Origin of the sequence: Azorhizobium caulinodans ORS 571, assembly GCF_000010525.1 — a bacterium.
Taxonomy (GTDB): domain Bacteria; phylum Pseudomonadota; class Alphaproteobacteria; order Rhizobiales; family Xanthobacteraceae; genus Azorhizobium; species Azorhizobium caulinodans.
Window position 1 is genome coordinate 125400 of the sequence record NC_009937.1, and the last position, 25016, is coordinate 150415.

Genomic DNA, 25016 nt, shown 5'->3' on the forward strand with positions numbered 1-25016 from the left:
CGTCGATTCTTGGGGCGGCTCGGGTGGTTCTACTCCGCAGCTTCGCTACGGGAAACCGTCTCATGCGGGGCGTTGGGATCGCCGGGCGCCGTCTCCCAGGCCAGGCCCGGAATGGCGATGATGCGCTGGCCGCGACCATCGGTGCGGCAGACGATGGCGCCCTGTTCTTCCATGTAGGCCAGCAGCCGCCGCGCGCGCCCCAGCGAGCGCGTGCCATAAGCGTGGGCGACGCCGGCATCCGAAGGGCAGGGCTTGCCGTCATGGGCGGCGCGGGCGAGCACGAGGAACACGCTCTGCATGTCCTCCGGCAGTTGGCCTGCCATGGAGATGACCTCGCCCCAGGGCGAATCTTCCTTCTCCAGCTCGCCGCTGTCGATGCCCGCATGGGCGATGGCGAGCCGGCGGCGGAAGGCACGCAGGCTCAGGGCCTCGCCCGCCACCTTGCGGATGCGGCAGCGGACCAGAAAGTCCTGATAGAGCACCGCCGCCGTGCGGAAGCCGGCTTCCGGATCGGAGAGGATTTCCTTCAACGCTTGGTCGATGGCCGCCTGCCGCTCTTCCGGGCTCATGGTGGGCGCGGCGGGGCCCGCCTGCACCGGGGCCTCGCGGGTGGCGCGGGCGAGCTGGGAGAGGATGTTCTCGGTGGGCACCGGGGCCGGCGCGCGGCGGGGAGGGGGCGGCAGGCGCTCGTCCTCGTCCGGCGCGGCGGTGAAGATGAGCTCCTGCATGTTCTCGGCCGGAGCATCCGGCAGGGGCAGGAGCTTGGGCGTCACCGAGCGGGCGCCGGTCTCGACCGAACCGATCTTCACCGGCAGCGGCCGGCGGGAGAGGGCCGGGCCGAGGGCCACGAAGTGCCCCGCCATGAGATCGCGGAACATCTCCGCCTGCCGGCGCTCCATGCCCAGCAGGTCGGCGGCGCGAGCCATGTCGATGTCGAGGAAGGTGCGGCCCATGAGGAAGTTGGAGGCTTCCGCCGCCACGTTCTTGGCGAGCTTGGCGAGGCGCTGGGTGGCGATGACCCCGGCAAGGCCGCGCTTGCGGCCCCGGCACATGAGGTTGGTCATGGCGCCGAGGGAGGCCTTTCGGGTCTCGTCCGATACCTCGCCGCCGGCGGCGGGGGCGAACAGCTGGGCCTCGTCCACCACCACCAGCATGGGATACCAGTGGTCGCGCTCGGCATCGAACAGGCCGCCGAGGAAGGCGGCGGCGGCGCGCATCTGCTGCTCGCTGTCGAGGCCCTCCATGTCCAGCACGACGGAAACGCGGTGCTGGCGCACGCGGCTGGCAATGCGGTGGAGGTCGCTTTCGTTGCGGGAAGCGTCAACGACCACATGGCCGTACTTCTCGGCCAGCGAGACGAAGTCGCCTTCCGGGTCGATCACCGCCTGCTGCACCCAGGGCGCGCTCTGTTCCAGCAGGCGGCGCAGCAGATGCGACTTGCCGGAGCCGGAATTGCCCTGCACCAGCAGGCGGGTGGCCAGAAGCTCCTCAAGGTCCATCGGAACGGGCGCGGGGGCACCCTGGCTGGAAAGACCGAGCTCGATCGAAACCTTCATCGGCTCTTGATCCCCACGCGCCTGCGCTTTGCCTTGACCATCGAATGCGAGGGACCAGTCATAGCGATTCGCCCCCGCGATTCAACTCACCCCTCCGCATGGCCGTCCGGCCTGATGCCTCAGGCCCGGTGGCGGTCGGGATGGTGGAAGAGCAGCACGACCACGACCGAGGATAGAGCCAGCGCCGCCATGAGCGCGAAGCCGTCGGTGAAGGAGCCCCGCAGCGCCAGCACCCAGCCGGTGATGGCGGGGGCGAGGAAGCCGGCAAGCGCGAAGGCGAAGTCCATGATGCCGAGCGCCGAGGCCGCCCGTTCAGGGACCACATCCACATTCACCGCATAATAAGCGGCGTTAGATCCCATGGAGGCGGCCACCGCCACCGTGATGCCGGTGATAGCCACCGCGAGATTGTCCGTGAGTGCGACCGGCACGATGGCGAGCGCCGCCACCAGTTGCGAGCCGGCGATGAGATAGGAGCGCGCCACCCGCAGGCGACCCGTGGTGCGCAGCAGATGGTCCGACCAGCGGCCCATGGACCACAGGGCGACCGCCGCTGCCAGCCAGGGCAGCACGGTGAACAGGCCGACCTGCTTCAGGTTGAGATGATAGGCCTGCTCCAGATAGCTGGGCAGCCAGGTCATGAAGAAGAACAGGAAATAGCCGAAGACGAAGAAGGCCCAGTAATTGGACACCAGCGTGGGATTGGTCAGCAGCAGCCGCGCGAGGCCGGGGCCGTGTCCCGCCGCAGGCTTGGCGGGCCCAGTCGCATCGGGCGTGCGGATGTGGGCGAGTTCCGCAGCGTTCACGAAGCGGGAGTCTTCCGGCCGGTTGCGGAAGAAGACCAGCCAGAGCGGCACCCACATGATGGAGAGCGCGAACAGGACGCCGAAGGCCGTGCGCCAGTCCAGATGGGCCAGAAGCTGCGTGACGATGGGCCCGCCGATGGCGAGGGCCACTGGCACCGCCACCAGAGCGTTGCCGAGCGCGGTGGCCCGCTCGTTGGGCGCGAGCCAGCGGCTCACCGCCCCGGTCAGCGCCGGGAAGTTCGGCCCCTCGGACACGCCGAGCAGCACGCGGGCCGCATAGAGGCTGGCAAAGCCGGTGGCCATGGCGGTGCCGCCGATGGACAGGCTCCACAGCACGGCGGAGATGGTGAGCACGAGGCGGGCGCCGTAGCGATCCACCGCGAAGCCGCCGAGCAGGGTGGTGATCGCATAGCCGACGCCGAACGCGCCGAGGATGCTGCCCGCGGCGGCAGGCGAGAGGCCGAGATCGCGCTCCATGGCAGTGATGGCATAAGCGATGGCGGCGCGGTCGATATAGTTCACCACCGTGATGGCGAAGAGCAGGAAGATCACGAACCAGCGGTATCTTGTCGGCGCCATCGAACGCTCCCCTACGCACGGCGCCACCATAGGACAGCTGGCGTGCGCGCAACAGTCGCACGTTGCGGGCGCCAGCCATGGACCAGCGGCGGACGGCATGCTTGTGTGCCGCCGCCTCATCCCCCGGAGCCCTGATCCATGGCCGTCCTCGACCTCGTGCGCTTTCCTGATCCGCGCCTGCGCCAGCCCGCTGAGCCGGTGACGGTGTTCGACGGGGCGCTGGCGGACCGGGCGCAGGATCTCCTGGACACCATGCGCGCCGCACCGGGCATCGGCATCACCGGCCCGCATGCCGGCCTCATGATCCGTCTCGTGGCGCTGGAACTGCCCGAAACGGCGCCTGCCTTTTACGTGAACCCGCGCGTGCTCAGGGCCTCGCCCGAGATGGGCCGCCACCCCGAGGGAAGCGTTTCCATGCCGGGCGTGGTGGAGGAGGTGGAGCGCCCGGCGCGCGTGCGCGTCGCCTTTCAGGGGCTCGACGGCACCGGGCACGAGGTGGAGGCGGACGGGCTGCTCTCGGTCTGCCTCCAGCATGAGATCGACCAACTGGACGGCATCTTCTGGATCCAGCGCCTCTCCCGCCTCAAGCGCGAGCGGGTGGTGAAGAAATACGAGAAGCTGCTGAAGGCGGGCTGATCGTTTCCGCCGCGTCTCGCGCCCGAGGGGGCGCGTGCCTATCTTGTGGGCGTGTCGACCCTCACGCAAAGGCGCGACGGCGCCCTTCCCGATGTGTTCCAGCGCTGGTTCGCCGCGCGTGGCTGGGCGCCCCGCCGGCACCAGCTGGACCTGCTCGCTTCGGCGCGGGCCGGCCGCTCCGTGCTGCTCATCGCCCCGACCGGCGCGGGCAAGACGCTGGCCGGCTTCCTGCCCACGCTGGTGGAACTGACGGAAGCCCGCAGCCCGGAAGCCCGCAAGGCGAAGGCCAAGGCGAAAAAGGCGGAAGGCCAGCCGGTGGGCCGGACCCCGCCGCCCCGCACCTCGCCGCTGCACACGCTCTATATCTCCCCGCTGAAGGCGCTGGCGGTGGACATCGCCCGCAATCTGGAAGCGCCCATCAGCGAGATGGGCCTGCCCATCCGCGTGGAGACCCGCACCGGCGATACGCCGTCCTCCCGCCGACAGCGCCAGCGGCGCGACCCGCCGGACATTCTCCTCACCACGCCCGAGCAGATCGCTCTGCTGCTGGCCTCCAAGGATGCGGAATTCCTGTTCTCGGGCCTGAAGCGCGTGGTGCTGGACGAACTGCACGCCCTCGTCACCTCCAAGCGCGGCGACCTTCTGGCGCTGGCCCTCGCCCGCCTGCGCACCATCGCGCCCGGCCTTCAGGCGGTGGGCCTCTCCGCCACCGTCGCCGAGCCGGACGATCTCAGGCGCTATCTGGTGCGGCAGGCGGACGGCTTGCCGAAGAAGGAGACGCTGGCCGACCTCGTTGTGGCGGCAGGCGGGGCGGCGCCGGACCTCTCCATGCTGGAGAGCAAGGCGCGCATGCCCTGGGCCAGCCACACCGCGCTCCATGCTCTGGAGGAAATCTACGCCCTCATCGGCGCCCACCGCACCAGCCTCGTCTTCGTGAACACCCGCTGGCAGGCGGAGATGCTGTTCCAGGAACTCTGGCGCATCAATGACGACAATCTGCCCATCGCCCTGCACCACGGCTCGCTGGACGTGGAGCAGCGCCGCAAGGTGGAGGCGGCCATGTCCGCCGGGCGGCTCAAGGGGGTAGTGTGCACCTCGTCCCTCGATCTCGGCATCGACTGGGGCGATGTGGATCAGGTGATCAATGTGGGCGCGCCCAAGGGCTCGTCGCGCCTCATGCAGCGCATCGGCCGCGCCAACCACCGGCTGGATGAAAGCTCCCGCGCCGTGCTCGTGCCTGCCAACCGCTTCGAGGTGCTGGAATGCCGGGCGGCGCTGGAGGCGGTGGCGGCGGGCGCGCAGGATACCCCGCCCGAGCGCGAGGGCGCGCTCGACGTGCTGGCCCAGCACGTGCTCGGCAGCGCCTGCGCCGCCCCCTTCTCGGCGGATGCGCTCTATGACGAGGTGCGCTCCGCCGCGCCCTACCGCGCCCTGTCGCGGGAGGATTTCGATGCGGTGCTCGATTTCGTCGCCACCGGCGGATATGCGCTGCGCGCCTATGAGCGGTTCGCCAAGATCCGCCGCACCAAGGACGGGCTCTGGCGGGTGGCCAATCCGCAGGTGGCCCAGACCTACCGCATGAATGTGGGCACCATCGTCGAGGCCACCATGCTGAAGGTGCGCCTCGTCTCCGCGCGCGGCGCGCCCAGGACCGGCCCGGCCGGGCGGCCGCGCTTCGGCGGGCGGATGCTGGGCGAGGTGGAGGAATATTTCATCGAGACGCTCGTGCCCGGCGACACCTTCGTCTTCGCGGGCGAGATCCTGCGCTATGAGACCATGGTGGAGGACGAGGTCTATGTCTCGCGCACCACCGCCACCGAGCCGCGCGTGCCCTCTTATGCGGGCGGCAAGTTCCCGCTCTCCACCTTCCTCGCCGCCGGCGTGCGGGCGCTGCTCGCCTCCCCGTCACGCTGGGCGGCGCTGCCCGCGCAGGTGCGCGAGTGGCTGGAACTGCAGAAGAAACGCTCCCGCCTGCCGGGCCGCAAGGAACTGCTGGTGGAGACCTTCGCCCGCTCCGGCCGCTATTATCTCGTCGCTTATTCCTTTGAGGGGCGCCTTGCCCACCAGACGCTTGGCATGCTGCTGACCCGCCGGCTGGAGCGGGCGCGGCTGAAGCCGCTCGGCTTCGTGGCGAACGATTATGCCCTCGCCGTCTATGCGGCGGGCGACATGGGCGCGGCGGCGAAAGACGGCCGCCTCTCGCTGGATGCCCTGTTCGACGCGGACATGCTGGGCGACGATCTGGAGGCGTGGCTGGCGGAATCGGCCTTGATGAAGCGCACCTTCCGCTATTGCGCCGTGATCGCCGGCCTCATCGAGCGGCGCTTTCCGGGCAAGGAGAAGACCGGCCGGCAGGTCACCATCTCCACCGATCTCATCTATGACGTGCTGCGTCGGCACGAGCCCGGCCACATCCTGCTGCGCGCGGCCCGCGCCGACGCCGCCACCGGTCTCCTCGACGTGCGCCGCCTCTCCGACATGCTCATGCGCATCCGCGGCCACATCGTCCACCAGCCGCTGGAGCGCGTCTCGCCGCTCTCGGTGCCCGTCCTCCTCGAAATCGGCCGCGAGAGCGTGGGCGGGCCCGAGACCCACGAGGCGCTTCTGGCGGAAGCCGAGGAGGAACTGGTGCGCGAGGCGATGGGGTGACGAGCGCAGCAGTTTTTGGAATATAATTTCTGGTGCTATCGGGGGAGAGCAACGTGATACCGGCATTCGGTCCATCTGGCGTGATACCGCCATTCACGGGGCAAAGTGCAGCCAGTCGAGCACTTGTGTCACCATACGCTGCAAGCGCGACCGAGATCGTTCTCCGCTTTGCCCAATCGCCAGAGCGCACCGAAATAGTAAGAGGCTTGTTGGCCTACAGGGCAGCACTGGCTGACATCGGCATCGTGGATGGCTTCCAGTGGATCGACGGAAGTTTCGTCGAAGATTGCGAAACGATACGAGGGCGTCCACCTAACGATGTAGATGTGGTAACATTCGCCCATCGCCCACACATAGCGTCGTCGGGTGAAGCGTGGGCACAACTCGCCCAGACGAATGAGCCGCTGTTCGTGCCGAAAGCAACCAAGGCTAGCTTCCAATGTGACGCATATTTCATCGACCTGCAAAAGCCCCCGCACCTGCTGGTCCAGGACACCGCATACTTTAACGGCCTATTTTCCCATCAACGAGATACTGCCCAATGGAAGGGCATGGTTTTGATCCCACTTCGCTCAGACGATGCTGCAGCCAGGGCAATGATATGAGTGACGCACTATGCTGAAGCGCCTCGAACGTGATGCAACCAAAGCGGATCTTGCCGCTGTCGAAGCGCTACTGAACGCCCGTAGCGCCGAGGACGATCCCATTGGTCACCTTCAGTTTTCTCGCAGGCGCGATGATCTCAATCAGCGCCTCCAGCAAATTGAGGGCCGGCCGTCTACCAACGCCGAAGTCGGCCTTTTCTTTGGTGGACGCCCTGTTCTGGGTTCCTACGGGATACAAGCGGATTTCGGAGCTAACGCGATCGCGGAATTTCAGAAGCTGGTGTCGAGTGCCCATGCCGTAGTTGAACGCCCGCTCGGCACGCGCGGTCCGGTGCCTCAGCGCGACCGAACACAGCTCATGTTGACGGATGTCGCCCGTGGCTCATTCGGCTTTATACTTCAGCAAGCCGAAGATCCTCAGCTCGTGGATAGCGCGATGAAGAATGTCCTGGAGCGGACAACAGATCTCATTTTTAGGGTAGCCTCACCCGATCAAGAATCGTTTGATAACATCGCTGAGGATGTAGATAATCGCTTATTTAACGCGCTTCGGTCATTTTTCAAAGTGTTGGGTGACGCTGGAGCAACCCTACGCATTGTAGAAGATCGACGAGAATTCACGCTTCACCGCGACGAAGTCGAACTCGCGCGTGAACGCACGGAGACTAGTACGCTTCATGAAACCGAAGAGACGGCTGAGGGCCTGTTCTACTTTTTGCCAGACGGGCGTCGGTTTGAACTCGATCAGGGCTCGGATGCCGGGGTGCTAAAGGGCACAGTTTCTCCGGCGTGCATGGACTGGTTGACCAGCAGCGGAACACAGATCCGTCCGGGCATTCTAGGCACCTTCCGCAGGGTCCAAATGCGGGTAAGAGAGATCAGAGGCCGCGGCCATCGGTCTCACAAGAGCTACACTCTACTGACAGTGATAGATTGATTGCTTGGCATAAGTAGCGCCCCAAGCCTCTTGCAACCCGGCGCCTTCTCCCGCAGCCTTGTGCATTGCACAGGCGGGGAGGACGCAATGGCAAATCTGTTCAGGGGACTGGCGCCAGAGCAGTTGTGGCAGGCGATCAATCCGTGGCGCTTCTTCGAGAACGCCAGCTTCACCGGCATCAGCGTCAATCTCGGCCAGTCGGGCAATCCGCAGGCCGAGGAGGCCATCCTCGACGAGGTCGGCAGCTACGGCCGGCAGATCGGGCGCATCGGCGATGCGCTCGACGTCATCATGGCGCACATGGACAAGACCGGCTTGTCGCCCGAGGAACAGGACAAGCTCACCGCCCTGCGCTTCCAGCTTGAAGCCGTGCGCAAGGTGAAGGCGCGTAACGGGAGCTGAGCAGGGGGAGGGGGCTCGCGCGGTTGCAACCGGCTCCCCCTACCCGTTCCTCACCCGGGGTATCTTTCCGCAAAGCCGTGGTGAGCCGCGGCGGCGACACAGCGTGCCAACTTGCCCGGATCGGCCGTGGCCACCCCGATTTCGCCGCCGCCGTGGCCGCCGCTGAAGAACTTGAGGGTAAAGCCGTTGCGCGCGAAGCACTCGCGGATGAAATCGTGCGACCAGCCGGATTCGAACCAGCCGAACTTCCGGGCCACGTAGATGGATTCCTGATCCATGCGGATACCCCAGTTCTTCCAACCGGCCTGAACCGGCTCGCCGGTGAATGCGATCACGCCGTCGGCCACGATCTTGCCCTTCAGTGTCTCGATCAGGACCCAGGGGCGCAGGCAATGGTGAAGGGACTGGAAGAAGAAGGCCGCGGAGTAATGATTGTCCGGCACGCTGGACAGATCATCGAAATTCAGGGTGCTGCGCCGGATGTCATAGCCGCGCGCAGCGGCCCGGACCTTGCTCAGCAGGCTGAGCTGGGGGTCGATATCGACCGCATGCACATGGGCGCCGCAGAAAGCGAAAATCTCGGAGCTCACGCCGTGCCCGGCACCCATGTCCAGAATGTTCGGCCGGACATCGAGGCTCGAAAGCGTGAACATCGTCGTCAGCGCCCGCACGTGCTCGGCAATGAACGGCGCATGGGCCAGGCCCAGCGGGTTGCTGGCGTTCACCAGCGAGGGCACATCCACGGGATGCAGCTCGCCATCCCACTGGTTCAGCTCGCGACCGGAAATTTCCTTGTACAGCGCCAACTGCTGCTGGAAATATTCCTCCGAGAACGGATCGATCTCCTGATTTACTTCCGTCTCGAACGAGAGGGACAGCGGATAATAGGCCGCCGCCAGTTCGGGATGGGCGAGATTTCCAGCATAATTGCCGTCAACCATCTGCACGAACTGTTCAATCTCGGCCGTCTTTATCGTCGCCATGTTCAGCCCGCGCCGCCGTCATCTGGAGTTAGCCATTTCGTGTGCCCCGCGTTTCGAGGCGCCCGAACATCCGTTCAAGGTCCCCTGCGCATTGCCCCACTCAACCTTATGCGTCGCATCTGGCGCCCGTGAGATCAACCCCAAGGAGACCTTGTTGAACCTTCGCCGCGTCGGGCGGCGGCTGACGGATCGATAGGCGCCTGGCCTGTGGAAAAGCCGGTTCGCTTTCCGTTCGATCGTCCGGCCGGCGGTGTCCGCGAGCCGGCGTGAGACTGGGGTGCGCGGTGCGTGCGTTACGGCGGGCGAAGGCGCAAGCCGGGCCCAATCGGCACTCGCCGAATGTGCGCCGCCGTCCCATATTGACGGCATCTTCCCATTCCTCCCGGAATTTCCCATGCCCCTGCTGTTTGAACCGCTGACCCTGCGCGGCCTCGCGCTCGACAATCGCATCGTCATCGCCCCCATGTGCCAGTATTCGGCGAAGGAAGGGGCGGCGACCGACTGGCACCTCATCCATCTCGGCACGCTCGCCATGTCAGGGGCGGGGTTGCTCATCATCGAGGCGACGGGCGTCACGCCCGAGGGGCGCATCTCGCCCTTCGATCTCGGCCTCTATTCCGATGAGACGGAGGCGGCCTTGGCCGGCGTCATCGCGCGGGTGAAGGCGCAGATCCCGGCGGAGGGCATGCCGAGGTTTGCCATCCAGCTCGGCCATGCGGGGCGCAAGGCCTCCAGTGCGCAGCCGTGGAAGGGTGGCGGGCAGGTGCCCGAGGCCGAAGGCGGCTGGCAGACGGTGGCGCCCTCCGCGCTCCCCTTCCGCAATGCCGACGCCCCGCCCGCGGCTCTGGACGACGCGGGCCTCGACCGCCTGCGCACGGCCTTTGCGGAGGCTGCCCGGCGCGCCGCGCGCATCGGCTTCGAGGCGGTGGAGATCCATGCCGCCCACGGCTATCTGCTGCATCAGTTCCTCTCGCCCCTCTCCAATGCCCGCACGGACGCCTATGGCGGATCGCTGGAAAACCGCATGCGCTTCCCGCTGGAGGTGTTCGAGGCGGTGCGCGCCGCTTTGCCGGACAGCGTGCCGGTGATCGTGCGCGTCTCGGGCACTGACTGGGTGGACGGCGGCTGGGACATCGAGGGCACGATCGCGTTCGCGCAGGCTCTGAAGGCGCGGGGCGCGGATGCGATCCACGTCTCTTCCGGCGGCCTCTCGCCCTTGCAGCAGATCCCCGTGGAGCCGGGCTATCAGGTGCCGCTCGCCAAGGCCGTGAAGGAGGCGACCGGCCTGCCGACCATCGCCGTCGGCCTCATCACCGAGCCGAAGCAGGCGGAGGCCGTCCTCGCGGCCGGCGAGGCGGATGCCATCGGCATCGCGCGCGGGGCGCTCTATGACCCGCGCTGGGGCTGGCACGCGGCGGCGGAACTCGGTGCCAGCGTCACCGCCCCGCCGCAATACCTGCGCTGCCAGCCCTCCGGCCTGCGCCATCTCTTCCGCTGAGGGGGCCGGGCGCCGCCCGCCGTCGGTCTGGGCATCGCCTTCCCCATTCGTCATGGCCGGGCTTGTCCTGGGCATCCACGCCGGGTCGTTGGCGCGACCTTTGAGGACTTTCCTGGCCCTGGCCCGTAGATGGCCTGAGCAAGTGCGGCCGTGACGGAAAGGGGAGGGGTGGCGAGCGCCGCGCCGAAGCCGTGCGAGACGCGCTGCGAAGGCCGGCCGCCGCTCCGCTCGGCCGGTTGCCGTTCCGCGCCGCCACACCCGGACACCGGGAACATCCCGCGAACATCGGTCTTGCCGAGGGGCGGCGGATGGGCGAATAAGGGCCATGCTCGCCCGCGTCGATTCCGCCTCTCAACCGCTGACAGCCCTTCACGGCTGCGCGGTCTGGCTCGATCCCAGGGGCGCCCTCGTGTGGCCGGACGAGCGGCTGCTGGTGGTGGCGGATCTCCATCTGGAGAAAGGCTCCGCCTTCGCCCGCCGCGGCCAGATGCTGCCGCCCTATGACACGGTCGAGACCCTCGCCCGGCTGGAGGCGCTCGTCCACGCGCACCAGCCGCGCACGATCGTCTCGCTGGGCGACAGCTTCCATGACCGCTGGGGCGCCGAGCGGCTCGACGACGAGGCGCGCCATCGCCTTGCGGCCCTTCAGGCCGGCCGCAGCTTCATCTGGGTGGCCGGCAACCACGATCCCGAGCCGCAGGCGGGGCTCGAGGGCGAATGGGTGCGCGAACTTTCCCTCGGCTCGCTGGTCTTCCGCCACGAGCCGTCAGAGCACCACACGCCCGGCGAGGTGGCGGGCCATCTCCATCCCGTGGCGCGTCTATCAGTCCGCGGGCGGTCCATCCGCCGGCGCTGCTTTGCCACCGACGGACGACGCGTCGTGCTGCCGGCGCTGGGCGCCTATGCGGGCGGGCTCAATGTGCGCCACGGCGCGCTGGCCGGTCTGTTCGCCGGCCCGTTCGAGGCGCACATGCTGGGCGAGGGGCGCACCTATCGGATCGCCTCCACCGCCTGCCTGATGGACTGACCGGGTCAGGCCTCCTCGTCGTCCTCGGCGCCCTCCGGCTCGTCGTCGGCGCCATGGTCGGCCCCGAGGCGGGCGGCAAGATTCTTCTCCACCTTCCGCAACAGCTTGCGCAGGCGCTTGCGCTCCTTGTTATCGAGCCCGTCGACGATCTCGGTCTCGAGCGCTTCCCAGATGCCGTCGACCGCGAGGCCGCGCTCGCGTCCGGTGCTGGTAAGGAAGACGCGCACGAGGCGGCCGTCGCCATCGGTGGCGCGGCGCTCCACAAGGCCCTGTGTGGTCAGGCGGGCAATGGTCTTGGAGGCGGTGGGCGGGCGCACGCGCAAGGCGGTGGCCAGTTCGCCCATGGTGCGGCCGTCCTGCTCCACCAGCATCTTCAGCACCGATTCCTGGCCCGGAAACAGGCCAAGGTCGGCCAGCAGGCGCGCGGAGAGCGCACGCTGGAGCCGGGCCGTGTGGTTGAGCCGGTAGCCGATGGACTTCGCAATCGGATCCTTCATCCCGCCCCCTCGTGCCGGCACACCGGCGATGTCAGCCTGCTGCGGATCCGGGCGGGGCCGCGAGGGTCCTGCCCGGCGCTCAGCGCCCCCACGGAAAACCACCGCCTCCCAGGGCATCTGCCTGTCCCCCTGCAAAGGGGCTGGGCGGCCCCGGTGGACGGAACCCGGCCAGAATCGGCGCGGCGCCTTCTTATCCTCACGCCGGCTTACAATTTTACAACAGAGGGGCCGTTCGGCTGCGTTCGGCGCGAAAAAGGCAAAGTGACGCGGGCCGGGTGGCCCGCGCCGACGTCAGAAGGTGAAGCCGACGGTGCCGCGCACCGCATTGCTCTGGCTGGACGAGGCGAAGGCGCCGTCATAGCTGACCCCCACCGTGAAACCCTTGCCCAGCGCAAGGTCGAGCCCGGCGCCGAGCACCGCGCTGTCCTCGGCAATGGGCAGGCCCTGCACGGTGAAGCCGGTGCCCGTGTTGAGATAGGTGACCGCGAGAGCCGGCGTGACATCGCCATAGGCATGGCGCCAGCCCACCGAAGCGTGCGGCACGATGTTGTAACCGGCGAAGGAGACGGCGCCCGCCGCCCGCAGGCCGAGCGTCGTGTACCAGGTGTCGAAGCTCAGGCCCGAGGAGGAGAGGCCGGTCACCGGCGCGCCCGTCTCCGCGAAGCTGCCCATGTTCACCCCGCTCCAGGCAAGCTGGGCGAAGGGCTCGAAAGCCACCGGGCCGACAGGCAGGGCATAGCCCGCCTCCCCGAAGAAGCCGCCGGACCAGCCGTCATAGGACGCGGTGGGCCGTTCCGTGAGCGATCCGACCACCACCACGCGGTTGCTGTCCACGTTGGAGTAGGCGAGCGTCGCGCCGGCCCGCAGCTTGAGCGCGCCGAAGGCGGTGCCGGCATAGAAGGCGAACTGGGCGGTGTCGCTGTTCACCTGCGAGCCGAGATTGGCGACGGAGGAATTGGACCAGCCATAGCCGGCGGCGAAGCCCAGGGTCCAGTTGTTGACGCTCGTGTCGAGGCCGGCGAGCACGCCGCCCACGGTGCTGTCCAGCGTCGAGGCATTGCCGTTGCCGCTCAGGTGGTTCCACTGGCCATAGCCCTGCACCCAGCCGGTCCAGGCCTGCGGCGCCGGTGCGGGCGCAGCGGCGCTGGAGAAGGGGCCGGCTTTTACGGCGCGCTCATTGGCATAAGCGGTAGGCCCGCCGGCGCCCAGACCGGCGGCGGCACCCGTCGCACCTGCGTAGTTCGACTGCCGCAGGCGGGCGTCGATCACATCGCCGACCATCTGGTTCTGGTTGAAGGCGGTGGTGCCGAAGGAGGCCTGCGCCTCGCCCGAGAGCAGTTGGAACGCGGACTGGGAGGCGGTGATGCTACCGGTGGCTACCGCATTGTAGAGCGCCGTGTTCGGCCCGCCCGCTTCCACCGCGGCGGCGGCCTGGCGGCCGTTGCGCGTGGTGGCGACGCTGGCGAAGGTCGTGTCGTTGCGGTTCAGCGCCAGATAGACGGTGTTGGCGTCATAGCTGAGGGAGGGCGTGAGGAAGGCGAAGTTTGAGGAGACCGGACCGAAGGTGCCGGAGATGCCGCCGGCGGAGGTCAGGATCGTATAGGTCTGGCGGAAATTGTAGAGGCCGGCGATGGCCTGCACGCTCACGCTGGCGCCGGTGGAGAGGGTGGTGGCCCCCGAGACGGCGATGCGGTCGCTGGCGCCGGAATTGGTCACCGTAACGGCATAGGTGGAGCCGCTGTTGAAGCGCGCCGCGCCATTCACCGAGAGCGTGCCGAGGCCGCTGGCCGTGAGGCCGGGCGAGATGGTGGCGCCGGAATTGGCGACGAGGCTGCCGATGGTGCCGGTGCCCGCCAGCACCGCATTGCTGCCGCCCACCGTGACCACGGAGGCCGCGAGCGAGGCGTTGTTGAGGGTCAGGCTGGCGCCGGTGACATTGGTGGCGCCGGAGAAGCTGCTGGAGCCGGTGACGGTCCAGCCGGAGCCAATGGCGAGATCGAGGATCTCGAAGCCCTGATAGGTGGCGCTGTCGCCGAGGAGCGACAGGTTGAAGGTGCCGGCCACCTCGCCGAGCCGAAGCGTGTCCGTGCCGCCTTCGCCCTTCACCGCGCCGTTCACGCTTGAGCCGGCCTCATAGACAAAGAGGTCGTTGCCATTGCCCATGGCCACCGCATAGGTGGTGCCGGAGATGGTGCCATAATTGGTGATGGTGGTGGCAAAGCCGGCATTGTTGACCACCTGGATGCCGTAGCCGTTGAGGCCCTGGATGGTGCCGTAATTGGTCACGGTCAGCGCGCCGTAGATGCTGCCGCTGTTGCTGTCGTCGGCGAGGATGCCGTTGTTGGCGCCGGAGATGAGCGCGGTGCGCACCGTGGCCGAGCCGTTGGTGATGGAGCCGCCGCCGATGGCGATGCCCTCGCTGGTGGAGGGCTTGGTCTCGCCCGGCTTGGTGCCCTTGGAGCCCAGCGCCTGGATGGTGCCGTAATTGACGATGGTGCCGATGTGGTCGATGTCCACGCCGTCGCCATCGCCGAAGCTCGCGGCGGGATCGAAGCTGCCGGTGATGATGCCGTAGTTCAGCACAGAGCCGGTGCCGTTGGAATTCACGCCCGAGCCGTTGCGGCCCGTGATGGTGCCGCCGGCATCGTTGATGACGTCGATATTGTCGGTGAGGCCCGAGGCCTTGATGCCGTGATAGGCGCCCGAGATCACGCCGCCAGCGTAATTGTGCACGGCGCCCGAGGCGCCGTCGAACTTGACAGCCGAATAGTTCTGCGCGTCCGCGGACGTGGTCGTGTAGTTCGAGGTGATGGTGCCGTAGTTGCTCACCACCGTGTTCATGCCGGCTTTGACGCCGTCATTGTCCGAGGCGGTGATCAGGCCGGTGGACTGGTTGGTGATGGTGATCTTCAGACTGGTGGAGGTCAGGTCACCCAGATCGATGCCCTGGCCGCCCGCCGTCGAGCGGATGGTGCCGGCATTGTTGATGGCGATCACCGCCGCCGAGGTGCTGCCGGCATTGCCCGCGATCTTGATGGCATCGTCCGTGCCGGAAATCAGCCCGCCGATCCCGTTGGTGAGGGAGAGGGACACCAGCGTGTCGACGTTCGAGGCGGTGTCGAACTTGATCGCCCGCTTGCCCGCCGAGGTCGTGGAGATGGTGCCGGAATTGCTCAGGCTGATGGTGCCGCCGCCGAGGCGCACGGCGTCCGAACCGCTGGACTGGATGGAGCCGGAATTGGTGATCGTCACGATGGCGTTCGTGGCCGTGGCCTTGTCGAAATCCAGCGCCTGGCCCGTCGACGAGACGATGGTGCCGGAATTGCTGAGCAGGAGCGTCCCGCCCGCCAGCGTGCCGTTGATGCGGAAGCCGTCGTCCGTCGCCGTGATGGCGCCGCCGTTGTTCACCGTGAGCAGGCCGGTGACGGTGGACGTGGTGTCGACGGCGCGGTTGCCGGACGAGATGGTGCCGGCATTGTTGAGCACGACCCCGGTGCCGGTGGCGATGCCGAGCGTCACGCTGCTGGCGGTGGTGGAAAGCGTGCCGCCGACCGACACGGCGCCGGTCTGCGTACCCGTCAGCGTTTGCACCGTCGTGTTGGTGCTGCCCGTCGGCACGGTGAAGCTGGCAGCAAGAACGGGCGCCGGCGCAAAGGCCAGGGCGCAGGCAATAGCCGTCCGCGAGACGGACGAGGAAAGGCAGCGCATGGAATGTAACCCCCGCAGATCACGCTGCCCCTACGGGCGTTCCATGACGGACAGGTGACAATCAGCGCGCCTGCCATTTTCAATGACGCCGCCTCTCCTGACGGGGGGGAGGCGTGCCGTTCCGGTCACACGTGGTCGGGCGGCTTCGGCAATCCGGGGTTGCGCTTCGGGCGGTTCCGGAGGTCGCGTCGTCGATGCCGGACGCGCAAATCGGCCGGCGGCCAAACCTGTGTATGATATCGGCGGGCGCGAGCTGCGGGTAAGGTGGCGCGATGCGGGTGCGCGGAGACGGACCCGAGGTCCTGCATGTGTCGAGGTGTCCCCCGAAGTGTCCCCAGTGCCGACCATCGCGATCATCGACGATGACGAAGCCGTCCGCCGGGCGACCGAAAGTCTCATCCGCTCCCTCGGGTTTGGCACACGCTCCTTCGCGTCCGCAGAGGACTTCCTGAAGTCTGCCGAGCGCGATCAGGCCGACTGCGTCATCACCGACATTCACATGGCGGGCATGAGCGGCGTGGACCTCCAGAGCCGGCTGCGGGCCGAGGGCGACATGGTGCCCCTCATCTTCATCACCGGATATCCCGAGGAGAAGGTGCGCCGGCAGGTGGACGCGGCCGGTGCCTTCGGTTTTCTGGCCAAGCCCTTCGAAGGCAACGCCATGATCGACTGCATCGATCGCGCGCTCGAAGCACGCGCGGCCCGGCGTCCGGTCTGAACCGGGCGCCTCCCGGCTAACCCCCAGGCGCCGGCAGCCGGAACGGGAAGACGCTGCCCGCCCCGAGCGTGGAGTGCGCCTCCGTCCTCCAGTAATGTCGCGGCTTCGAGACGACGCGTGCCGGCCTCGATGCTCTCCCGCGTCCCTTCGGGCGTGAGGATGAGACCGTCGAAGGACGCGGCATCCGTGCCGCGCGGGTGCACGGGCTTGTCGTTATCGAAGTCGCGCGCGCTGTCCACGGTGAGGTCCTTCAACAGCTCTCTGCCATCTCGGATCGCGCTCTAGTGCAAGCCGGCCTTCGCCGTATCCGGACTTCATGCCGCAGGATCAGCGGGCAGTATTGAACGTCCTGCTCATCGACGGAAGGAACGCTTGAATTCTCAAGCGTCAGTGGTGCGTTCCATTCCATCAGGAACAGGGCCGGGCGCCGACGCGCCGGGCCGGTTGGATGCCAGCGGTCAGGGTGAGGCTGCGGCATTCGAATTCCCGATCGCTGCATCCGGATGATCGTCGGGAAACCGGATGCGGATCACTTGCACAATCCGGGCTCGGCTGAAAAAGACGTGCAGAATCAAAGAGATTTCATTTTCACAGAAGCTGGCACGGCCCTTGCCAATCTGTTTTGCGAGGCCAGCCTCCGCCGATCTCCGGCGCGCTGCCCCTCGAGACAGAATAGAGTATGGCGGACACGAAAATGGCTTCTCAGCTCAAGCACGTCGAAAGCACCAAGGCTCCCCTGCACGCGCTCGCGTCTTCCGGTCTGGCGCTGCTGCACGAACCCAACCAGAACAAGGGCACGGCCTTCTCCCGCGACGAGCGCCAGGCGCTGGGCCTCGAAGGCCTGCTGCCGCACGCGGTGGAATCCCTCGACCGGCAGGTGGAGCGCGTTCTGTCCCATCTCGATACCAAGATGGATGATCTGGAGCGCTATATCTATCTGATCGGCCTCGAAGACCGGAACGAGACCGTCTTCTACAAGACGATCATGTCCGACCCCAAGCGCTTCATCCCGATCCTCTATGACCCCACCGTCGCCGATGCCTGCCTGACCTTCGGCAATCTCTATCGCCGCGCCCGGGGCATGTACATCACCCGCCACATGAAGGGTCGCATTGCTGAGGTGCTGCGCAACTGGCCGCGCAAGGACGTGCGCTTCATCTGCGTCTCCACCGGCGGCCGCATCCTCGGCCTTGGCGATATCGGCGCCAATGGCATGGGCATCCCGATCGGCAAGCTCCAGCTCTATACGGCCTGCGCCGCAGTGCCGCCGGATTGCCTGCTGCCCGTTCTGTTCGACATCGGCACCACCAACGAGAGCCTCAGGGCCGATCCCTTCTATCTCGGCACCCGCGAGCCCCCGCTGGCCGAGGCGGAGCTCGATGAACTGACCGAGGAATTCATCACCGCGGTACAGGAGGTGTTCCCCGACTGCTGCGTGCATTTCGAGGACTGGAAGGGCACCGACGCCATCCGCATGCTCGACCGCTACCGCGACCGCATCCTGACCTACAATGACGACATCCAGGGCACGGCCAGCGTGGCGCTGGCGGGCATCGCCGCGGCGATGAACATCACCGGCGGCAAGCTCTCCGAGCAGCGGGTGCTGTTCCTCGGCGCCGGCTCCGCGGGCATCGGCATTTCCAAGCTCATCGCCGCCGAAATGCAGACCAAGGGTCTCACCGCCGAGGAGGCGCGCGCCCGCATCGCCCTCTTCGACGTCAACGGCCTCGTGGAAGCCTCGCGCACCGACCTCACCGAGGCGCAGAAGCTCTATGCCCACAAGGGTCCGCCGACCAAGGACTTCGTGAAGTTCATCAAGGAATTCAAGCCAACCGTCCTGATCGGCGTGAGCACCAAGGCGGGGGCCTTCAACCAGCAGGTGGTGGAAGCCATGAGCCAGTTGAACGAGCGCCCGGTGATCTTCGCGCTGTCCAACCCCACCACGAAGGCCGAGTGCACGGCGGAGCAGGCCTATACCTGGTCCAAGGGCAAGGCGCTCTTCGCGGCCGGCGTACAGTTCGACGACGTGGAGTTCGAGGGCAAGATCTACCGTCCGGGCCAGGCCAACAACTTCTACATCTACCCGGCGATCGGCCTTGCCACCTATGTGGCGCGTCCCAAGCGCCTGACGGATGAGTGCTTCATCGTGGCGGCGCATGCCACCGCCGATCAGGTCGGCCCCGCGCTCTGCGCCAAGGGGATGCTGTATCCGAGCCAGGATCAGATCCTTGAGACGGAAGTCACCACCGCGACCCGCATCGTCGAATACATGTTCGATGCCGGCCTCGCGCAGGTGGAGCGTCCCCGCGACATCCGCGCCTGGATCGAGGGGCAGCTCTACAAGCCCCACTATTGAGCACTTTCCCATCCTGATCCGGAACCTGCGGGTTCCCGAGTTCCTGGGTACCGGGCCGGCGGATGCCGGCCCGGTCGACCATGTCGCTTGGAGACGTGTCATGTCCTCCGTTATCGCAACCATCCAGAAGTATCCGGAGATCGCGATCTATCTCACGATCGCCATCGGCTTCTGGGTCGGGAATCTGAAGATCGGCAATTTCAGCCTCGGAACCGTCACCAGCACCCTGCTGGCGGGCCTGCTGATCGGTCAGGCCAACATCTCGCTGCCGCCGGTGCTTCAGTCCACCTTCTTCGCCATGTTCCTGTTCGCCGTCGGCTATGCGGTGGGCCCGCAGTTCGTCCGCGCGCTCCGCAGCGATGGCCTGCCGCAAGTTGTGTTCGCGGTTCTCGTGTGCATCTCCGGTCTTGTGACGGCGGTCATTCTTGGCAAGCTCCTGGGCTACAATGCCGCGCTCACCGCCGGCCTCCTGTCGGGCGGCTACACCAATTCCACCGTCCTCGGCGTCGCGACCGACCTCATCTCCCAGTCAGGTCTCGACCCGCAGCAACTGAAGATGGCGCTGTCGCTCATGCCGGTCGCCTATGCGGTGACCTATCCCTTCGGCACGGCGGGGTCCGCCTGGATCCTCGCCACCCTTGCCCCGAAGATGCTGAAGTTCGATCTGGCGGCGGAATGCGAGGCCTATGAGAAGGCCCATGGCACCGGCGTCGGCAACGGCACCACTGCCTATCGCGAATTCTCCGCCCGCGCCTTCCGGGTCAACAATCCGGAACTGATCGGCAAGAGCGTGCGGGAGATCGAGCGGCTGTTCAACCACGAGATCTTCGTGCGCCGGGTGCGCAACGGCAATCGCATCGTGGATTGCGACGATTGCACGGTCATCCACGAGAATGACGTGGTGGCCTTCTCCGGCAGCCTGAGCGCGCTCATCGCCTATCAGGACCGCTTCGGCGTCGAGGTGAAGGACGTGCCCCTGCTGGACTTCTCCACCGAGCTGCTGGACCTCGTGGTGACCAACCGCGCCTATGCCAACAAGACCCTCGGCGAGATCCTGCGTACGCTGTTCGGCAAGCCCGGCCGCGGCGTGTTCCTCACCAAGTTCGTGCGGTCGGATCTGGCGATGCCGCTCAACAGCGAGATCACCATCCAGCGGGGCGACGTGCTTACCATCCTTGGTGCCAAGGAGGACGTGGCCAAGATCGCGAAGGAGCTCGGCTATGCCGACCGTCCGCTCGAGAATTCGGATATGGCCTTCATGGGCTTCGGCATCGTGGTGGGCAGCCTGCTCGGGGCTATCACCGTGCATGTGGCGGGCATTCCGCTCAGCTTCGGCACGTCGGTGGGCGCCATCGTCGCCGGCATCTTTTGCGGCTATCTGCGCTCAACCAAGCGCACCTTCGGCCGTATCCCCGGCCCGGCGCTCTGGGTGTTCAACAATGTGGGCCTCAACGGCTTCATCGCGGTGATCGGCCTCAATGCCGCGCCCGGCTTTGTCTCGGGTCTCCAGACTTACGGTGTGACGCTGTTCCTCGCCGGAACGGTGGTGACCATGGTGCCCCTCTTCGTCGGGCTCTTCCTTGGCCACTACGTGTTCAAGTTCAACCCGGCGATCATGCTCGGCGCCTGCGCCGGCGCCCGTTCCACCACGGCGGCGCTGGGTGCTCTCCAGGATGCCGGGCGCAGCAAGGTGCCGGCGCTCGGCTACACCATCGGCTATGCGGTCTCCCGCCTCGTCATGGCCGTGCTGACCATCGTCGTCGTCAACGTCTTCTGAGCCAGTCCGGGCGCCGCTGTCCGCCCTTGCGGGAGGTGGCGGCGTCCGGGCGGCCGGGACCGACGGTCCGGCACGGGCCTTTCCGGGATGGGGCGCGACACGGCTTCTTCCAGCCGCCGCGCCACCTCCACCGCCACACGGCGGATCGTGCGAGGATCGCGCGGGTGCGATGCGTCCGCGCCATGGCGTGCCGGCCATGACCTCCGATCCGCTTCAAGGGCTGCGCCTCTCCCGGGCGCAGCCCTTTTGTTTCGGCAAGGTTCGGCGGACGGGTGGGGTCGCATGGAACATCCGGCGCGTCTTCCCGGCTCCGCCTTTTACGCGCCAACATGTCTGGCTCAAACGAAAAGCGGCGCCTCCGGGGCGCCGCTTGCTTTGGTGAAGAAGACCGCCGGAGCGGACCGCATGCTCAGGGCACGGGTGACGGCTCGCCGATCCGGTATTCGGCCGGGAACGTATGGAGCGAGCTCTCCACCACCGTCACGGCCCCGTCGATCAGCCCGCAGCGGCCGCTGCCCGGAAGGATCTGGCAGAGGTTGTAGAGGGCGGCGAGATCCGCCGGCACGGCACGCCCGCTGTCCACCCGGTCCAGCAGCCGCGCCATCTGGAACGTCCCCGCCTTGCAGGGTGGGCACTGTCCGCACGAGCCCTTGGCGAAGAAGTCGATATATTCCGCCACCTTGCGCACGATGCTGGTGCCTTCCGAAATGACGATCATCGCCCCGGTGCCGAGACGGGAGCGGCGCGCCCGCACGGAATCGAAGTCGAGGGCGACGTCCAGGTCGCGGGCGGTGAGCAGCGTGTTGGAGGGGCCGCCGGTGAACACCGCCTTGAAGGCCTTGCCCTCCAGCATGCCGCCCCCGTGGACGAAGATCAGGTCCTGGAGCGGCGTGCCCATGGGCAGCTCGTAGAGCCCCGGGCGAAGCACGTCGCCCGAGAGGGAATAGAGCTTCGTGCCCACCGCCTCCCCGAGGCCGAGCCGCCGATACCACGCTGCACCGTGGCGCAGGATGTGGGGTACGTTGGCGAGCGTCTCGGTGTTGTTGATGAGCGTCGGGGTGCCGCGATAGCCGCTTTCCGCCGGAAAGGGCGGCTTGCGGCGCGGAAAGGGAAAGCCGCCTTCGAGGCTCGAGATGACCGCCGTCTCCTCGCCGCCGATATAGCGGCCCGATGTGGGGAAGACGGTGAGTTCGAGGGTCGCTCCGATCCGCCGCTCCACCGCGCGCAGGCGATCGGTATCCGCCCATTGCGCGACGGCGCGGCGCATCTCCGCCAACGCCTCGATCTGCTGGGGGTTGATATAGAGGAAGACGCGCCGGGCGCCGATGGCCAGTGCCGCGATCAGCGCGCCCTCGATCACCTGATGGGGCGTCCAGCGCAGCAGATGGCGATCCTTGAAGGTGCCGGGCTCGTCCTCATTGCCGTTGCAGACCACGGTCCGGTCGGTGTTCTGCGCCGCCGCGGCGGCGGCCCACTTGCGGTGGGTGGGAAAGCCGGCGCCGCCCATGCCGCGCAGGCCTGCGGCCTCCAGCGCCGGGATGATGGCGCCGGGATCGGCAAGGGCGGCGTCGAGGCCCAGCCCGCCGCCGGCGGCGAACCATCCGTCGAGGTCCGCCCCGAGCTGGATGGCGGGATTCAGCAGGATCTGATTGAGCGAGGTCATGGGTTCCCCCTGTCTGTGGTGCCCCGGCGCAGAGCGAAATTGCCGTAGGTGGGATAGAGCTGCGGGGCGCGCAGATCCGCCGGCAGCCCCGCCCGCGCCAGTTCCCGCCGCCAGCGGTGGACATGGGAGAGGCCGCCGCGCCCCGGCGCGTGGGGCGGCCTCGCTTCGGCGGCGCGCGCGCCGGCCCGCCGGCCGAAGCTGATGATGTCGAGCAGGGCGTTGCCCATCAGACGGTTGCGGCCGTGGATGCCGCCGGTGACTTCGCCGGCGCAGAACAGGCCGGGCACGGCGGTTGCCCCGTCGCCGTCGATCTCGATGCCGCCATTCTGATAGTGGAGCGTCGGATAGATGAGGAAAGGCTCGGTCCTCGGGTCGAGACCGCACTTTGCGGCCAGATGCCCGAGCGAAACGAGATCGCGCTCCAGCAGGTCCGGCCGCGCGGCGAGCGCACCGCGCACGTCGAGGAAGACGCCCGTCTCCCCGTCCCGCATGATGCCGCGCTGCTCCGCGCATTCGCGCAGGATCGCGGCGGCCACCACGTCGCGGGGCTGGAGCTCGTCCACGAAGCGCTCTCCGAGGCCGTTGAGCAACACGGCGCCGGCCGAGCGTGCGGCCTCCGAGATCAGGCCGCCCGCCAGATGGCGCGGCCAGGCGACGCCGGTCGGGTGATACTGGAAGGAATCCAGATCCCGCATCCGCGCGCCCAGCCGATAGGCCAGCACGAGGCCGTCTGCCGTCGCGCCGTAATGGTTGGAGGTCGGGAAGCCCTGGAGGTGCAGCCGGCCGCTTCCGCCGGTCGCCAGCACGACGGCGTTGGCGCGCACCAGCAGGAAGCTGCGCCGCTCCAGATCGTACAGGACCGCACCGGCGCAACTGCCGTCCTCGTGCGACAGCAGCTCCACGGCGGGGCATCGCATGAACTGCTCGATGCCGCCTTGTAGTTCCACCGCCTCGCGCAACACGCGCATCATCTCGAGCCCGGTGAAGTCGCGGTGGCACAGGATACGCGCCGCCGTGGTGCCGCCGGCCCGCTTCCGCACCAGCGTCTGGCCGAGGGCCTTGTCCTGCGAGAGATCGAAAGCCATGCCGAGGTCGATGAGCCAGCGGATCACATCCGGCGCATCGCGCACCATCTGCGCGATGAGCATGTGCTCGCCCCGGCCGTGCCCGCCGCGCACGGTGTCGTCGAAATGGCGCTGCAAGCTGTCCTCCGCGCCGACCGCGGCCTGGATGCCGCCCTCCGCCATCACCGTATTGCTGTCGCCGATGCGCAGCTTGCCGGCGATGATGACGCGCGCGCCCTGCCGCGCCGCCGTGACGGCCGCCGCCGCGCCCGCGCCGCCGCCGCCGATGACCAGCACGTCCGTCGCAAGAGGCGTCGCGCGCGCGAGGTCGAGATCGTCGATCAGCGCATTGCTCTCCAGCAGCCGGGCGAGTTCCGGGTGGCAGGCGTCACCGGCGTTGGCGCCGATGCGCAGCGGCACCCGCGCCCGCGGCCCATGGTCGGGATGGAAGCGGGCCAGGAGCGTCTCGACCGGAAGGTCGTCGCTGCGGACCGGCGGAGCCGAACCGGACGCGATGGCGGCGAGCGCCGCGGCATAGGGAATCTGGATCGTCATGGGCTCATCCTTCCGCCGGTTCGCCGGATGCGGTGGCCGGCTGCGGGCCTTCGACGGTCATGGCGCCGGTCTCGATGTCCCGCAGGCGCCGCATGAGATCGACCGGGCGCAGGGTGAGGGCGGCGATGGCCCGCCGCACGAACAGGCCGAGATGGTTGGGCCGAATGTTCTCGGGGCAGGCCAGCGTGCAGAGATTGCACATGACGCAGGGATCGAAGACCGCGGCTGCGGCGGCAAGATCTCCCGCGACGGCGCTGGCGACGCCCGACTGCACCGGAAGGCCCTTAGGACAGGCCCGATCACAGCCGCTGCAATGCCGGCAATACGCGGCTTCCGGAAACACGGCGCGGATCTGGCCGAGCAGTCCCCAGCTGTCCCTGATGTCGGAGAGGTCATAGCGATGCACATGGGCCGGCAGGAAATGGTCGATGAAGCTGACCTGCATTCCGGCTTCCACCCGCGTCTCGCAGGCGAGCGCCGTCGATACCTGCCGCTCCTGATCCTTGCGGATGAGACAGCGGCAGGAACCGCATACGCCCTGGCCGAGGCAGCCGACGTTCGCCGTCAGCTCGGCCCCGCTCCGGGCATAGGCCTGGAGGATCGACTGCGTGGGGTCGGCCGCGACCTCGCACCCGTCGATGGTCAAATGAACAGTTTCGCGCACGGTGAATTTCCTTCGCGGATCGCGCGGCGGGCCGGCGTGCTGCGGCCGGCATGGGGCGCCCCGTCGAGGGATGGCCCGCGCCGCGATGACCCTCTCCGGGCAGCAAGGCGCATGCCAGTAAAGGCCGGACCGCGATCTTGCCGCACCCACGCCGCGCAAGACGGCTGGAAGGAGCTGGCATCAGAGGATTTTCGCCCCTGCGCCGCGCGTCCGCCATCCCCGCGCGGGCGTGGTGTGGGCGCAAGCGCGTTCCGAAACCCGAACGCGGGAACGGGCCCGCGTTCGGAAATCCGAATGCGCGCCCCGTGTCGAAGTAAATTGGCGAGTGTTTACAGA

General features: G+C 67.5%; 18 protein-coding genes. 10 read left to right on the forward strand and 8 right to left on the reverse strand.

The window, feature by feature from the left end; translation table 11 throughout:
* Positions 1–29: 29 nt before the first annotated feature.
* Both AZC_RS00530 and AZC_RS00535 read right to left on the reverse strand, forming a co-directional pair.
* Positions 30–1556, reverse strand: coding sequence for an ATP-binding protein (locus AZC_RS00530; RefSeq protein ID WP_012168637.1), 1527 nt, complete (start codon positions 1554–1556; stop codon positions 30–32).
* Positions 1557–1675: 119 nt separating this feature from the next.
* The gene (locus AZC_RS00535; protein ID WP_012168638.1) at positions 1676–2941 is read right to left on the reverse strand and encodes an MFS transporter; all 1266 of its coding nucleotides are present in this window, start codon (positions 2939–2941) and stop codon (positions 1676–1678) included.
* Between the two features lie 138 nt (positions 2942–3079).
* Here AZC_RS00535 and AZC_RS00540 point away from each other — a divergent pair, with 138 nt between their 5' ends.
* The 5 genes from AZC_RS00540 to AZC_RS00555 all read left to right on the forward strand — a co-directional run bounded on the left by AZC_RS00540 (position 3080) and on the right by AZC_RS00555 (position 8170).
* Positions 3080–3577 carry a peptide deformylase gene (locus AZC_RS00540; protein WP_012168639.1) on the forward strand — a complete coding sequence of 166 codons (498 nt, stop codon included), beginning with the start codon at positions 3080–3082 and terminating at the stop codon, positions 3575–3577.
* A gap of 51 nt (positions 3578–3628) precedes the next feature.
* The gene (locus AZC_RS00545; RefSeq protein WP_043879866.1) at positions 3629–6226 is read left to right on the forward strand and encodes a ligase-associated DNA damage response DEXH box helicase; all 2598 of its coding nucleotides are present in this window, start codon (positions 3629–3631) and stop codon (positions 6224–6226) included.
* Positions 6227–6306: 80 nt separating this feature from the next.
* The gene (locus AZC_RS24720; RefSeq protein ID WP_420794840.1) at positions 6307–6831 is read left to right on the forward strand and encodes a DUF6932 family protein; all 525 of its coding nucleotides are present in this window, start codon (positions 6307–6309) and stop codon (positions 6829–6831) included.
* A gap of 10 nt (positions 6832–6841) precedes the next feature.
* Positions 6842–7768, forward strand: coding sequence for a hypothetical protein (locus AZC_RS00550; protein WP_012168642.1), 927 nt, complete (start codon positions 6842–6844; stop codon positions 7766–7768).
* Between the two features lie 87 nt (positions 7769–7855).
* On the forward strand, positions 7856–8170 hold the full coding sequence (locus tag AZC_RS00555; protein WP_043878709.1) for a hypothetical protein: 315 nt from the start codon (positions 7856–7858) through the stop codon (positions 8168–8170).
* 50 nt (positions 8171–8220) lie between these two features.
* On the opposite strand, the gene AZC_RS00560 is transcribed toward AZC_RS00555, so the two are convergent.
* The gene (locus AZC_RS00560) at positions 8221–9153 is read right to left on the reverse strand and encodes a class I SAM-dependent methyltransferase (RefSeq protein WP_012168644.1); all 933 of its coding nucleotides are present in this window, start codon (positions 9151–9153) and stop codon (positions 8221–8223) included.
* Between the two features lie 394 nt (positions 9154–9547).
* Between AZC_RS00560 and AZC_RS00565 the strand changes: the two genes are divergently transcribed.
* A complete protein-coding gene (locus AZC_RS00565) occupies positions 9548–10651 on the forward strand; it encodes an NADH:flavin oxidoreductase/NADH oxidase (RefSeq protein WP_012168645.1) in 1104 nt (367 codons plus the stop codon).
* 325 nt (positions 10652–10976) lie between these two features.
* On the forward strand, positions 10977–11678 hold the full coding sequence (gene pdeM / locus AZC_RS00570) for a ligase-associated DNA damage response endonuclease PdeM (protein WP_012168646.1): 702 nt from the start codon (positions 10977–10979) through the stop codon (positions 11676–11678).
* A gap of 5 nt (positions 11679–11683) precedes the next feature.
* Here pdeM and AZC_RS00575 read toward each other — a convergent pair whose 3' ends face one another.
* Positions 11684–12175: a MarR family winged helix-turn-helix transcriptional regulator gene (locus tag AZC_RS00575; protein ID WP_043878710.1), complete on the reverse strand. Its 492-nt coding sequence runs from the start codon at positions 12173–12175 to the stop codon at positions 11684–11686.
* A gap of 291 nt (positions 12176–12466) precedes the next feature.
* The gene (locus tag AZC_RS26260) at positions 12467–15883 is read right to left on the reverse strand and encodes an autotransporter domain-containing protein (RefSeq protein WP_012168648.1); all 3417 of its coding nucleotides are present in this window, start codon (positions 15881–15883) and stop codon (positions 12467–12469) included.
* Positions 15884–16220: 337 nt separating this feature from the next.
* Between AZC_RS26260 and AZC_RS26000 the strand changes: the two genes are divergently transcribed.
* The 3 genes from AZC_RS26000 (at position 16221) to aspT (ending at position 20734) form a co-directional block, all read left to right on the forward strand.
* The gene (locus AZC_RS26000; protein WP_338010018.1) at positions 16221–16601 is read left to right on the forward strand and encodes a response regulator transcription factor; all 381 of its coding nucleotides are present in this window, start codon (positions 16221–16223) and stop codon (positions 16599–16601) included.
* A 694-nt stretch (positions 16602–17295) separates the two neighbouring features.
* The gene (locus AZC_RS00590) at positions 17296–18957 is read left to right on the forward strand and encodes an NAD-dependent malic enzyme (protein ID WP_081434091.1); all 1662 of its coding nucleotides are present in this window, start codon (positions 17296–17298) and stop codon (positions 18955–18957) included.
* A gap of 100 nt (positions 18958–19057) precedes the next feature.
* Positions 19058–20734, forward strand: a complete 1677-nt coding sequence (aspT, locus tag AZC_RS00595) for an aspartate-alanine antiporter (RefSeq protein WP_012168651.1) — start codon at positions 19058–19060, stop codon at positions 20732–20734.
* A gap of 409 nt (positions 20735–21143) precedes the next feature.
* Here aspT and AZC_RS00600 read toward each other — a convergent pair whose 3' ends face one another.
* Genes AZC_RS00600 through AZC_RS00610 form a run of 3 tightly spaced genes read right to left on the reverse strand, consistent with a single transcriptional unit; the run spans position 21144 to position 24680 of the window.
* Positions 21144–22397: a complex I 51 kDa subunit family protein gene (locus AZC_RS00600; RefSeq protein WP_012168652.1), complete on the reverse strand. Its 1254-nt coding sequence runs from the start codon at positions 22395–22397 to the stop codon at positions 21144–21146.
* Positions 22394–24016 (reverse strand): FAD-binding protein, encoded by a 1623-nt coding sequence (locus AZC_RS00605; protein WP_012168653.1) that lies wholly within the window; start codon positions 24014–24016, stop codon positions 22394–22396. The genes AZC_RS00600 and AZC_RS00605 overlap by 4 nt, the downstream gene beginning before the upstream one ends.
* 4 nt (positions 24017–24020) lie before the next feature.
* Positions 24021–24680 carry a 4Fe-4S dicluster domain-containing protein gene (locus AZC_RS00610; RefSeq protein WP_043878711.1) on the reverse strand — a complete coding sequence of 220 codons (660 nt, stop codon included), beginning with the start codon at positions 24678–24680 and terminating at the stop codon, positions 24021–24023.
* Positions 24681–25016: the final 336 nt, after the last annotated feature.